At 63.2% G+C, this 13,181-nt stretch carries 10 protein-coding genes; 5 read left to right on the top strand and 5 right to left on the bottom strand.

Features of this window, described 5'->3' with window-relative positions; all coding sequences use genetic code 11:
• Positions 1–146 precede the first annotated feature (146 nt).
• The gene (locus tag N4T19_RS05730; RefSeq protein WP_182341741.1) at positions 147–1,364 is read left to right on the top strand and encodes an MFS transporter; all 1,218 of its coding nucleotides are present in this window, start codon (positions 147–149) and stop codon (positions 1,362–1,364) included.
• Between the two features lie 75 nt (positions 1,365–1,439).
• Here the strand turns inward: N4T19_RS05730 and N4T19_RS05725 are convergent, their stop codons facing one another.
• From N4T19_RS05725 to arfB, 5 genes are all read right to left on the bottom strand, one after another.
• A complete protein-coding gene (locus N4T19_RS05725) occupies positions 1,440–3,575 on the bottom strand; it encodes a TonB-dependent receptor domain-containing protein (protein WP_260719664.1) in 2,136 nt (711 codons plus the stop codon).
• 330 nt (positions 3,576–3,905) lie between these two features.
• Complete coding sequence (locus N4T19_RS05720) at positions 3,906–5,174, bottom strand: DUF11 domain-containing protein (RefSeq protein WP_260719663.1); 1,269 nt, start codon at positions 5,172–5,174, stop codon at positions 3,906–3,908.
• 441 nt (positions 5,175–5,615) lie between these two features.
• Positions 5,616–7,034 carry an ATP-binding protein gene (locus N4T19_RS05715; protein WP_260719662.1) on the bottom strand — a complete coding sequence of 473 codons (1,419 nt, stop codon included), beginning with the start codon at positions 7,032–7,034 and terminating at the stop codon, positions 5,616–5,618.
• Positions 7,031–7,780, bottom strand: coding sequence for a response regulator (locus N4T19_RS05710; protein WP_116924025.1), 750 nt, complete (start codon positions 7,778–7,780; stop codon positions 7,031–7,033). Before N4T19_RS05710 ends, N4T19_RS05715 begins: the two co-directional genes overlap by 4 nt.
• A 73-nt stretch (positions 7,781–7,853) precedes the next feature.
• Positions 7,854–8,270 carry an alternative ribosome rescue aminoacyl-tRNA hydrolase ArfB gene (gene arfB / locus N4T19_RS05705; RefSeq protein WP_116924024.1) on the bottom strand — a complete coding sequence of 139 codons (417 nt, stop codon included), beginning with the start codon at positions 8,268–8,270 and terminating at the stop codon, positions 7,854–7,856.
• A 350-nt stretch (positions 8,271–8,620) separates the two neighbouring features.
• Here arfB and N4T19_RS05700 point away from each other — a divergent pair, with 350 nt between their 5' ends.
• The 4 genes from N4T19_RS05700 (at position 8,621) to N4T19_RS05685 (ending at position 13,137) form a co-directional block, all read left to right on the top strand.
• Positions 8,621–10,855: an NADP-dependent isocitrate dehydrogenase gene (locus N4T19_RS05700; RefSeq protein ID WP_116924459.1), complete on the top strand. Its 2,235-nt coding sequence runs from the start codon at positions 8,621–8,623 to the stop codon at positions 10,853–10,855.
• Between the two features lie 511 nt (positions 10,856–11,366).
• Positions 11,367–11,732: a hypothetical protein gene (locus N4T19_RS05695; protein ID WP_260719661.1), complete on the top strand. Its 366-nt coding sequence runs from the start codon at positions 11,367–11,369 to the stop codon at positions 11,730–11,732.
• Positions 11,733–11,860: 128 nt separating this feature from the next.
• Entirely contained in the window at positions 11,861–12,190 is a 330-nt protein-coding gene (locus tag N4T19_RS05690) for a hypothetical protein (RefSeq protein ID WP_198424322.1), read from the top strand.
• Positions 12,187–13,137 carry a CorA family divalent cation transporter gene (locus N4T19_RS05685; protein ID WP_243419198.1) on the top strand — a complete coding sequence of 317 codons (951 nt, stop codon included), beginning with the start codon at positions 12,187–12,189 and terminating at the stop codon, positions 13,135–13,137. The genes N4T19_RS05690 and N4T19_RS05685 overlap by 4 nt, the downstream gene beginning before the upstream one ends.
• Positions 13,138–13,181: the final 44 nt, after the last annotated feature.

Below are 13,181 nucleotides of genomic sequence, written 5' to 3'. Positions count from 1 at the left end.
ACAATTTGTCCGATATGTTTTGAATCTCGGCATTATTGTCTTGCACAGGCAATCCTTGCACCATGGCGGCTCATTGTTTTTCATTCGCCCCAGGCCTGCCAGCCCGCTGGCCAGCGCGGGCTTGTACAGGACTTTCCGGTTGTGCCATGGCAGATTCTTCTTCGCTTTCCTCCCATCCATCCCCCCATCTTGAACCCAGCTGCCCACCCCAGCGCGGCGGCCTGCCGCTCGCATCGCTGCTGGCGCTCGCACTGGCGGGCTTTGTCACCATCCTGACGGAGGCCTTGCCCGCCGGTTTGCTGCCGCAGATCAGTGCCGGGCTTGGGGTGTCGCAGGCGATGGCCGGGCAGCTGGTCAGCCTGTATGCGATCGGCTCCTTGGTGGCGGCGATACCGCTGACGGCGGCCACTCAGCGCATGCGCCGCAAGCCTTTGCTGCTGGCGGCCTTGGCAGGATTTGTGCTGGCCAACAGCATCACCACGGTGTCGGGCAGCTACGCGCTCACCTTGCTGGCCCGCTTTGTTGCCGGGGTGGCGGCAGGTCTGCTCTGGGCCTTGCTGGCCGGTTATGCCACGCGCATGGTGCCGCCACACCATAGCGGGCGCGCCATTGCGATGGCGATGCTGGGCGCGCCGCTGGCGCTGTCGCTGGGACTGCCACTGGGCACCTGGATGGGGCAGCACCTGGGCTGGCGCCTGTGCTTTGGCAGCATGAGTGTGCTGGCGCTGCTGCTGATGGCCTGGGTGCAGCTGCGCCTGCCCGATTTTGCCGGCCAGCCCGCCGGCCAGTCCTTTGGGCTGGGCCAAGTGTTCCGCCTGCCTGGGGTGCGGCCGGTGCTGCTGGTGGTCTTGGCCTATGTGCTGGCGCACAACCTGCTCTACACCTATATCGCGCCTTTGCTGGCCCCTGCCAACCTGGGCGCACAGATCGACCGGGTGCTGCTGGTGTTTGGGCTGATGTCGGTGATGGGCATCTGGATCACCGGCCTGCTGATTGACCGCCATCTGCGTGCGCTGACGCTGGCGAGCACGGGGCTGTTTCTGCTCGGCGCCGTGTTGCTGGCGCTCGCGATGGAGCAGCCTGCGGCCGTTTATCTGGCCGTGGCCGTCTGGGGCCTGGGCTTTGGTGGGCTGCCGCCGCTGCTGCAAACGGCCTTGGCCAAGAGCGCCGGGCCAGCCGCCGATGTGGCGCAGTCGATGCTGGTGACGTCTTGGAACCTGGCGATTGCCGGGGGCGGCATGGCCGGTGGCGTATTGCTGGCCCAGTGGGGCGTGGCGGCCTTCTCGCCAGCGGTAGTCCTGCTGATGCTGCTGAGCCTGGCAGTGGTGCTGATGGCCAAGCGCCATGGCTTTGCAACGGCCTAGCCCTGACAGCGCTACGCATGGAAAAAGGCGCTGAGATGTGACCCTCAGCGCCTGGATTTTGGAACCTGAACCGGCTTAGAAGCTGGCCGTCAAGGTTGCAAAGAAACGGCGGCCGGGCAGGTAGAAATTGTTGCCCACATCGCGGTTGCCGCTGGCATGGCGGTCAAACAGGTTCTTCACGCCAGCGTTGATGCGCAGCGCCTGGTTGATGCGGTAGTTGGCAGCCAGGTCGTACAGCACATAGCTGTTCTGGATGCGCTGCTCGCCAAAGTTGGAATTGTCGGCCAGGCGCTGGGCCAGGCCCATTTGCTTGCCCACCAGCTCGGCGCCCAGGCTTAGGCCCAGGGCAGTATTGACCTGCCAGTCCAGCACCGAGGAGCCGCTCCATTTGGAGACGGTGGTCAGCGCCACGCCGGTGGTCTTGTTCTCGGCCTTGAGCATATGGGTCAGGCTGTTGTTCCAGGTGATGCTGCGGCTCAGCGGCACGCGCAGGTTGCCTTCGAGCCCGCGTGTGATGGCCGCGTCGATGTTCACATACTGGGCCCAGTAGTTGCTGCCGCCCGGCAAGTAGCCAATGCCTTGCGAATCGATCTTGTCCTTGAAATCGGTGTTGAAGAAGGTCAGGCCCGCTTGCCAGCCTTCATGCTCCCAGGCGGCGCCAAACTCCCAGTTCTGCGAGGTCTCGGGCTTGAGGTCGGAGTTGCCCCGGATGCTGCAACCGCCGCCGGTGTAGCCGGCAAAGCCGCAGCCCGCGCCTTGCGACTGGCTCACAAAGTTCTCGTTCGACTGGCGCAGGTTGGGCGCGCGGAAACCTTCGGAGTAGCCGCCACGCAAGGTCCAGGCAGCGCTGGGGTGGTAGACCAGGTAGGCGCGCGGGCTCACGTGAGAGCCATAGTCGTCATGGCGGTCACCGCGCAAGCCCAGTGTCAAGGTCAGGTTGTCGCGCAAAAAGATCTGGTCTTCGACAAACAGCGCCTGCGACTTGGCCTGCTTAAAGCTGAGGCCGACCACGCCCGCCTCATTGGCAACTGAGCCCACCGAGTTCGGGTTGTCCAGCTCCTGGCGCTGCCACTGCCCGCCCACGGTCAGCATCTGGTCAAAGCCCCATTTGAAGGGCATGGTCACCGAGCCGTCGAGGATCAGGTCTTCCGAGACCGAATGCGTGCTGTAGGTCTGGGTGGGAGTGCCGCCGGGCACGGGCACCAACTGGCCGTTTTCAATGCGCGGGGCGGTCGTCTCGTTGCTGTACTTGCTGTGGCTGAGCGAGAGCTTGGAGCTGCCAAAGCTGTACTTGCCCTGGTGGGTCAGGCTGGTGCTTTCGCGCTCCATGTTCGATGGACCACGGGTTGTGGCAGCCGCTGCAAAGCCGCCGGGGTTGCTGGTGGAGGGCGAGGGGCCGCCCAGGGTCTTCCACTCGGCGCGCTGCACATCCAGGCTCAGCTTGTGGCTGTCGTTGATGTCCCAATCGAGGCGCGCACCAAGCGACTGGCGCTTGGCGCCTTCACGCCCGCCGCCCCAGCGGAAGGCCGTGGTGCCGTCTTCCAGGCCACTGTCTGCCTGGCGGTAGGTTTGCTGGCCATTGAGCTGCAGCTTGAAGCCATGGCCCAGCGGGCCGCTGATGTTGAATCCACCGCTGTAGTCATTGCCACGGATGGATTCGGGATTGATCTCGGCACCGGCCGAGACCTGGCCGCCCCATGTGTCGCCGCCTTTTTTGGTGATGATGTTGATCACGCCACCCATTGCGTCCGAGCCGTAGAGCGAGGACATGGGGCCGCGCACCACTTCGATGCGCTCGATCGCCTCGGGCGCAATCCAGTTGAGTTCATTGCGGGAGTAGCGGTCAAAGGTCTCGCTGGAGCTGCCCACGCGCACGCCATCCACCAGGATCAGGGTGTACTGCTGGGGCAGGCCACGGATCTGGATGCTGGTGCCGCCATCGGGCGTGGTGGCTTGCGTGAGGCCCGGCACGCGGCGCAGCACCTCGTTCAAATCCGTGGCTGGCACGCGCGCTATGTCTTCTGCGGTCAGCACCGTGAGGCTGGCCGGCGCATCCTTGACGGCCGTGGCCGTCGCAGCCGCCGTCACGGTGATCGTGTCCAGCGTGGTGCCGGGCTCCGTGTTGCTTTGCGCCAATGCGGCCGATGACAGGCACAGGCCTGCGGCCAGCGCAATGGGAAGAAGGGGGAATGAAGCAGCGGGATGGGACATGACAACAAGCAGATGCGGTAAGACGGCCTGCAGGCGGCGCAGCCGCGGGCATTGCCGGGCGGGCCAAGGGTATGCAGAGCGGAGCTGGCTGGCGTGGACGCGGCGCAGAGCCGATCACGCTGGCTGGGTGAGCAAATGAATTCGCAATCAGAATCATTTGCGATGCATGTGGCTGGCGTTTGCCTGTTTGTGTCAGTTTGTGACTTTACGTGCTGTTAGATTGAGGACAGGCAGCGTGTGCTTCATCTGCGGGGCTGCTGCTCGCGAAAAAAACGGAAACGCCCCCACAGCGTTGGCTGAAGGGGCGTGACGGGCAAGAAGGTGCCGACGTTACACAGAACCCTGAGACCGCACTTTGCGCGCTCCCAAGGCCGCCAGCAATCCGCCCAAGGCCAACAAAGCCCACGGAGCATCTGCGGGCACAGGGGTAGGCGCTGCCGGCTCGGGCGTGACAGGCTTGACGACGGTGATGCTGGCCGATGCCGCGCATTGAGCGGCAGCCGCGCCCCCAGACGCTGCAGAGCACTGTGTGGTTGTGGCGTATGGCGTCGCTTGGACCGTGTTCGTCAGCGAGCCTGGCGTTGCATTGGCGTTAACGCTGGCTTGGAGGGTGAACGTCAGCTGTCCGCCAGCCCCTCCTGCTGTCGCGGCGGGTGGCAAAGCCAGATTGCTGAGGTTGAGAGGACCGGTGCCGCTGCTGGGGACAGGGCAGCTCGCCCCATTGACTGCCGTGCAGGCCCATGCGTTCAGGGTGATATCAGCGGGTGGGGTGTCTGTCAGTTGCGCAACAGTGGCATCTTGCGAGCCTTGGTTGGTCAGCACAATATCGTAGCTGAATGTGCCGCCTACGTTGACTTGGCTCGCACTGGCGGTTTTGGTGATGTCGACCGTCGTGGGATTGCACACAGCCGTGGGCTCAGCCTGCACCAGCAAACCGGTCACCCAGCCATAGTCCAGAACCTGAAAAACGATTTCGTTCAAGCCGGGTTTCCAGTCCTGCGTCAAGGTGCGCGAGACGGGTGGCGTGGAAAATGTCGAGCCCGGGCTGATGACCGGTGCGTAAGTGCTTTGGGCGACGCCGTTGACATAGATCTCTGTCGCGACATCATCCACCAGGTAGGACAACTGCACCGACAGATCCGCCGGATTGACCGCAGGGTCCAGGTTGAACTGGTACCGGTAATAGCCCCAGCGTTGGGAGGCCGCACCACTAAAGCCCATTGGCGAAACCCAATTGGCATTGGCGTAGGGCGACGTGCTCCAGGGCGATGTCCAATAGACCGTGAGGGGCCCCCAGCTGGCTTCAGGTATTGCGCTCAACGCGATCGAAGGGTTGGTGACCGGCCTGCCTGCAAACGCGAATTTCCACGATGGCTCTGCGGCGCCTTGGGCCAAAGCGCCACCGGTTGACGCGTCATGTCCAGTGCTAAAAGCGTCCGATGACGAACTGCATGACACCGTGGGCAGTGCCGCTTGTGCCTGCACGTTGAATGACGACAACAGCCCAGCAAACGCAATGAACAGTCCGGTTGCCGAGGGGAGCACAGCTGCATGGATACCCTTACCCCCGGGCATGTTTGAAGAAACGTGGAACTTCACAATATGACTTTCTGTTGGAATATCTACGCGATGCGCAACCGTATGACTAAGCGGCGCGCTTGGCGGTCGAGATTCTAGGCTTCTAGGTGCCCAGAGATCGTGTATTGAACTTTGTTGTCACTCGTCTGCTTATTGTAATGATGGTGACAAAATGTGTCCATTGTCTGTTTGGTTCCTTGATGGCTGTTGTGCTCTTAAATGAACAGCATTAAGGCCAAATACGTGGGGCGCATTCGGTGGACATAGAAGAGAAGACAGCAGACTGCCTGGGATAGTGTGTGCTCTACGTCAGACAGTTTTGCGAAAGGCCTTTAGCGACGCCGTGTTGAAATTCGATAGTTCTGTACGCGCTGTGTCGCCCTGTTGTCGCCCTGTTGTCGCCTGAGTGTCAAGCGATGTGCTGATCTCTTCGGCGCCTGGAGTGCTGGCTTTGACAGGGCCTCAAGCCGGCAACTCAATCACCGCCCTTAACCCACCCTCGCTGCGGTTATGCAGCTTCAACTCGCCCCCATGCGCCCGCACGCATGAGCGCGCAATCGCCAGCCCCAACCCAAAGCCACCCGTCTCCCCGTTGCGGGCGACCTCTAGCCGGCTAAAGGGCCGAAAGGCCCGCTCCATGTCCTGCGGCGCAATGCCGGGGCCTTCGTCTTCGATTTCCATGCGCACGGTGCCGGCAGTGCCCGGGTCAGCAGCATCCGGCACGGTCATCTGGACTTGCACACGGCCATAGCGCGCGGCATTGTCGATCAGGTTGGCGAGGGCGCGCTTGAGGTGGGCCGGGCGGCAGCGGTAGCTGATGCTGGGGGGCGGCGTCCAGTCCACCTGGCGGCCCAGGCTACGCTGCTGCTCGACGACTTCGCCGACGAGCGCATCCAGGTCTACCGGCTGGGTGGTTTCGCGCATCGCGTCGTCCTGGGCAAAGTGCAGGATTTCTTCGACCATGCTGTGCATCTCGTTGATGGTGCTCACCATCGCCTGGCGCAGCTCGTCATCGTCCACCAGCTCGGCGCGGATGCGCAGCGAGGTGAGGGGGGTGCGCAGGTCGTGGCCAATGGCGGCGACCATGCGGGTGCGGTCGTTGACGACGCCGAGCAAGCGGTCCTGCATCTCGTTGAAGGCTTCGATGATTTCGCGCACGCCTTCGGGCCCGGACAGCGGCAGGTGCGCGGAGCGCTCGCCCCGGCTGATGCGCTGGGCCGCCTCGGTGAGCATGCGCAGCGGCTGCATGATGCGCCGGCCAAACAGCACCGCAATGACGATGATGGGCAGCATGCCCACGGGGATGGAAAAACTCAGCACCCGGCTCCAGTGGCTGAGCAGCATGGTGGGCAGGTGCCAGCTGCTGAGCCACTGGCCATCGGGCAGGCGCACATCGACATGCAGCATCCAGCTGCCATCTTCTTCGAACGCCGGGCTCAGCAGCGCGAGGATGTCCTGGTCCACATCGCCGGCCTGGCTGGCGGCCAACGGCGAGCGCATGCGCAGATGGATGCGCACCGGCGGGTCTGCAGCGTTGGCGCCCGCATCCAGGCCCAGGCGCTCTTGCAGCCTGGCGGTGAGCTTGGCTTCCTGCTCGCTAACGGGTTGGCCGTCGTCAAAGGGGCGCGCTCGGATGCGGAACTGCGAATCGGGCAGGCTGATGCTTTGCACCAGGCGCTGGGCCGATTCAGGGCTGCTCTCCAGCGCGCGGTAGGCGGCGGTGACCCGGGTCTCGATGGTGTGGGCCGACAGCGGGTGGACCACGTCACTGTCCTGGCGCAGCCAGGTCAGCAGCAAGACGGCGACCAGGTGGGCGACGACCAGGGCCAGCAGCAACAGCGCGAGCAACTGGCCGGCCAAGGTGCGCGGCAGCAGCTTCATGGCGCCAGGCGGATGTTTCTGGCCGCCAGCAGGTAGCCGTCGCCGCGCACGGTCTTGAGCATGCGGGGCTGGCGCGGGTCCGATTCGAGCTTCTTGCGCAGGCGGCTGATCTGGGTGTCGATGCTGCGGTCAAAAAATGCGGCGCCTTCGCGCTGGGTGAGGTCCATCAATTGCTGGCGGCTGAGCACGCGGTTGGAGTTCTCCAGCAGCGCGCGCAGCAGATGGAACTCTGCGGTGGTCAGCGGCACGGGGCTGAGGCCGGGGTCCTGCAGCTCGCGCGTGGCGAGGTCAAAGGACCAGCCTTCAAAGGTGTAGCGCTTTTCTGTCAAGGCTTCTGGCGCAGCAGCCGTTTGCGCCGCATCGTCTGCCCGTCTGCGGGCACCGCGCCGCAGCACGCTGCGCACCCGGGCCACCAGCTCACGCGGGTCAAAGGGCTTGAGCACATAGTCATCAGCACCAATCTCCAGGCCCGCCACCCGGTCGGCCTGGTCGGTCATTGCGGTCAGCAAGATGACGGGGGTGCCGATGTGCTCGGCCACAAAGCCGCACAGCGACAGGCCGTCCTCGCCGGGCAGCATCACGTCCAGGATGATGAGGTCGTAGCGGTGCTCCTTGAGCAGCTGCCGCATGGCGAGGCCATCACCGGCGGTGTCGACATCGAAGTCATAGCGGCGCATGAAAGTGGCAAGAGGGTCGCGGATGCTTTGGTGGTCATCGACGATCAGGATGCTGCGTCGCACATTCATGAAAATACAGGCGTTGGCCAATGAGATTACTTCTTATTATCACCGGCCCTTCGCCAGTGGGCGCGGTGCATGGTCAATCCCGCACCCGGCCGCGCTGGGCTTTGACATTGGCACGCAGGCTTTTGCTTTGCAGGCGGCGCTGCTGCGAGCCCCAGGTGGGTTTGGTGGCGCGGCGCTTGCGCGGCTCCACCGCCACGCTGGCGACCAGCGCGTTGAGGCGCTCAAGCGCATCCCAGAGGTTTTGCTCCTGGGTGCGGTAGCTCTGCGCCTTGATGACGACCACCCCATCCTGGGTGATGCGCGAATCGGCCAGCGCGAGCAAACGGGTCTGCACGGGCTCGGGCAGGCGCGAGGCGCGCACATCAAAGCGCAGGTGGATGGCGCAGCTGACCTTGTTGACGTTCTGCCCACCGGGCCCCTGGGCGCGGATGGCCGTCCACTGCACATCGGCTTCGTGCAAGGTGAGGGCGGAGGACAGGGGCGTGGTCATGGCGGGGACAGCGGTAAAAAGGATCAAAAGCGCAAAGCAAAGAGCGGGCTGGGGTTTCACAGCGCTGTCGTGCGGCGCTGGCATAACGGGCATTGACACCGTATTTTGCGGCAGCTGCGTGCTATGGCTCAACAATTCGCTGGGCCAACTCTTGTATAAGACTTAAAAAGCAGCGACAATCCTTGGTGTTGAATTCCGTATTGTGATATTGCATTGCAACATTTGACGGACAGGCTTCCCAACGACTGGCGAGCGGTCCATCATGACGGAGTTTACGCGGGCGCGCCCTGGGCCGTGGAGACCGGCCAGGGCGCGACGCACATCAGAACTTTTGCCACTTGAAAGACCAGATGACTACCCAGCAACCCACCATCATCTACACCCTGACCGACGAAGCGCCTCGTCTGGCGACCGCAGCGTTCTTGCCAGTTGTTCGCAGCTTTGCGAGCGCCGCTGGCATCAATGTGGCCGAGAGTGATATTTCGCTGGCAGCCCGCATTCTGGGTGAATTCCCTGAGTTTCTGACCGAAGCACAGCGCGTGCCCAACAACCTGGCCGACCTGGGCAAGCTGACCTTGACGCCAGATGCCAACATCATCAAGCTGCCCAATATTTCCGCATCGGTGGGCCAGCTGCAAGAAGCGATCAAGGAACTGCAAGACCACGGCTACAAGCTGCCTGACTACCCAGACAGCCCTGCCAACGATGCAGAAAAAGACATCAAGGCCCGCTACAGCAAGTGCATCGGCTCGGCCGTGAACCCCGTGCTGCGCGAAGGCAACTCGGACCGCCGCGCACCGCTGGCCGTGAAGAACTACGCCAAGAAGCACCCCCATTCGATGGGCGAGTGGAAGCAGTGGTCGCAAACCCATGTCTCGCACATGGAAGAGGGCGACTTCTACCACGGTGAAAAGTCCATGACGCTGGACAAGGCCCGCGAAGTCAAGATGGTGCTGGAGACCAAGTCCGGCAAGACCGTGGTGCTCAAGGACAAGGTCAAGCTGCAGGACGCAGAAGTGGTCGACTCGATGTTCATGAGCAAAAAGGCCCTGCTGGCTTTCTACGAAAAGGAAATCGAAGACTGCAAGCAGTCGGGCATTTTGTTCTCGCTGCACGTCAAGGCCACGATGATGAAGGTGTCCCACCCCATCGTGTTCGGTCACTGCGTGCGCATTTTCTACAAGGAAGCGTTCGAGAAGCATGGCAAGCTGTTCGATCAGCTGGGCGTGAACGTCAACAACGGCATGGCCAATCTGTACGAAAAGATTGAAACCCTGCCTGCCTCGCAACGCGAAGAAATCATCCGCGACCTGCACAAGTGCCAGGAAGGCCGCCCCGCGCTGGCCATGGTGGACTCTGCCAAGGGCATCACCAACTTCCATTCGCCCAACGACGTGATCGTGGACGCATCGATGCCTGCGATGATCCGCGCCGGTGGCAAGATGTGGGGCGCCGATGGCAAGCCATACGACTGCAAGGCCGTGATGCCTGAGTCGACCTTTGCCCGCATCTACCAGGAAGTGATCAACTTCTGCAAGTGGCACGGCAACTTTGACCCCAAGACCATGGGCACCGTGCCCAACGTGGGCCTGATGGCGCAAAAGGCCGAGGAATACGGCTCGCACGACAAGACCTTCGAGATCAGCGAAGACGGCGTGGCCAACATCGTGGACATCGCCACCGGCGAAGTGCTGATGAGCCAGAACGTGGAGCAGGGCGACATCTGGCGCATGTGCCAGGTCAAGGATGCCCCAATCCGCGACTGGGTCAAGCTGGCTGTCACCCGCGCCCGCAACTCCGGCATGCCTGCCGTGTTCTGGCTGGATCCGTACCGCCCACACGAAGCCGAGCTGATCAAGAAGGTGCAAACCTACCTGAAGGACCACGACACGAACGGCCTGGACATCCACATCCTGTCGCAAGTGCGCGCGATGCGCTTCACGCTGGAGCGCGCAGCCCGTGGCCTGGACACCATCTCGGTGACCGGCAACATCCTGCGTGACTACCTGACCGACCTGTTCCCGATTCTGGAGCTGGGCACCTCGGCCAAGATGCTGTCGGTGGTGCCGCTGATGCAAGGCGGCGGTCTGTACGAAACCGGCGCTGGCGGCTCGGCCCCCAAGCATGTCGAGCAGCTGGTGGAAGAAAACCACCTGCGCTGGGATTCGCTGGGAGAGTTCCTGGCGCTGGCCGTGTCCTTCGAAGAGCTGGGCATCAAGAACAACAACGAGCGCGCCAAGCTGCTGGCCCAGACCCTGGACCAGGCCACCGGCAAGCTGCTCGACGAGAACAAGTCGCCATCGCGCCGCACCGGTGAGCTGGACAACCGTGGCTCGCAGTTCTACATCGCGCTGTACTGGGCCCAGGCCCTGGCCGCGCAAACGACCGATGCCGAACTGGCAGCCAAGTTTGCGCCCCTGGCCAAGAGCCTGGCCGAGAATGAAGCCAAGATCGTGGCCGAACTCAAGGACGTGCAAGGCAAGCCTGCTGACATCGGCGGCTACTACCAGCCTGACGCCGCCAAGCTGGACGCCGTGATGCGCCCCAGCAGCACCTTCAACGCAGCGGTGGCTGCACTGGGCTGATAAGGCCCAGGCCCGGGCTGGCTGATGCCGCCCAGGCTGTTTTTGCGCAACCGGCAGACCCGTGAGGGCTGCCGGTTTTTTTTATTTGCTGTCGGGTTGGAGGCCGGCATGTGTTGGCGCCATATACCTTCGTATATCGCCCCCATCCCAATGGCGGTGGCATCTACCCCAAAGACCAGTGGCGATTGGCGCGCCAGCCTGCGAGAATTCTTTTTGTCGTCGCGAAAGACCTGCACTGTCGCACAACGATGACGCTCCGCCCCGGTCCATGTAAGCGCCCGACGATTGCCGCCGATGCGCACCTCAGTTGTTGAAGCACGACATGGGCATCCGCAGAACTTTTGACCTGGAGAAAAGCCATGGACCCCGATCCTGAGCCTGACATGCGCTGCTGCAAGCGCCGCCTCCCTTTGCAGTGCACCACCACCCCCTCTCGGGCCATCGCCCCAAGTCCATCTCGCGCCTGAATGCATGAGAGGCCTTGGCGAGGCGCTGCCCCAAGGACCTTCTCATGCTGTTTTTTCACTCCCCATCCACCGCGCTTTTGCAGCGCGTCATCCGGGCCGCTGTGGCGTCTGGCGCCTCTTCGGTGCTGCCCGCCTTTCTGGCATCCCAGGGCGACAAGCCATTCGCCCAGGCGCTGTCGGGCCTCTCCGGCCCGGTGGCAGCCGATGCACTGGCAATGCTGCCCACCGCTGACCGGGCACGGGTGGTCGCCCTCTTGAGCCGGGTTGCCCGTCAGCGCCTGCAGGGCCTTGACCGCCCAGCCAGGTTGACGGCTTACCGGCCCTCGGGCCGCTCCCGCGCGCTGTGCTGGCTAGGGGGCCCACGGGCCGATTTGCCCGCAGACCGGTCCGCCGCGAGCGCCCGCCGTTAGCACCTGCGCTGCGCGTTGCCACACGCGGCGCCTGCAGCCCTTTTCTTGCCAACCCGCTATCCCGCCAGCCCCTGGCACGCGCTTTTGCGCGCCAGGGCCGGGCAGGGCTGCGCCAACCAGGATGCACCATGCCATCTTCCCAATACCCGTCGCCCGGTGGATTACCACTGCCGGTCAACACCGAGCGGGCCCTCCATGGCCTCGTCTGGAGCCGGCCTGCACGCCGCCCCTTTGCAGTGCCGCCGCAGCGGCCCCGGCACTGGTCACGCTATGAGCGCCTGTCCTTGTCGATGCTGGGTCTTACCTGGGGCATCTTGTTGCTTGCCGTGGCAGCTTTGCATTTTGGCAACTACCACCGGGATACCAAGACCTCGTCCACCTCGGGCTCGCACGCGGGCTTTTACGAAAGCGCGCGTTCTCTCACATCCGATGCATCCGTGCAGGAGCCGTCGCCATGAGTATGCAGCGTAGCTCCCACCTGTTCCAACCCGCTGCCGATGCCAACGGGGACGCTGTGCCCCAGTGGCTGCGGATCCGTGCCGATGAGCCTGGCAAGCTGGCAGACATCAAGCAAAGCCTGGGGCTGGACATAGCCTACGGCCTGCAACGCAACCTGAGCCAGGATGGCGAGTTCAGCTACTTTGCGATCACGTTTTTGGGCGTGGAGCAAGGCTGCAAGAGAGCCAGTCGCGTCATTTTTGTGCTTGGCCGGGACATGCTCCTTTCTCTGGAGCCCAGCGACGCACCCCAGGCGCTGGAGATGGCGCAAGCCAGGATGCAACGCCAAGGCCATGGAGCGCGGGCATTCGAGAGTTTTGTGCTGGTCCTGCAGGCCATCAATGATGCGACCGATGCGTTGCTGGACTCGCTCAACAGCGATCTGGGGCGCGTGCTGGTGCAGACCAACGCGGTGCTGGGCAGCCTGGAGGCGCGGGACCGCGATTTTGGCGTAAGCGATGTGGTGGCAGCGCAGCTGGACCTGGGCGAGGTCGAAGAGCTGCTGTCCGATTGCCTGGAGAGCCAGCTGCAGCTGGCGCTGGCGGCCCGCCATGCGCTGGCGCGGATGCCCCTAGCTGATGCGCCACTCCAGCCGCTGCTTAGCACCTTGATCGAAGACATCGAGGCCGTGGAGGAGCATGTGAGCTTTGTGCATGACCGGGTTCGCCTGCTCCAGACCACCAACAACATGGCGCTGAACGTCAAGCAAAACCAGATCGTCAAGGTGTTCTCCGTCGTGACGGCCGTGTTCCTGCCCGCGATGCTGATCTCTACCTACTACAGCATGAACGTTGCCCGCATGCCGATCCTTGAGTGGCAATACGGCGAGCCCTTCACCATCGCCCTGACGGCTGGGTTGGCGCTGCTGCCGCTGCTCTATGTCAAACACCGCGGCTGGCTGCGTTGAGCGCAGCGATGCCATTGCAAAGACCACATTTCTGCTTGCCGCAA

The sequence above is a fragment of the Comamonas squillarum genome (assembly GCF_025309455.1).
GTDB lineage: Bacteria > Pseudomonadota > Gammaproteobacteria > Burkholderiales > Burkholderiaceae_C > Comamonas > Comamonas squillarum.
The sequence above is the reverse complement of the archived record's forward strand: the minus strand, read 5'-3'. Positions and strand labels throughout refer to the sequence as shown.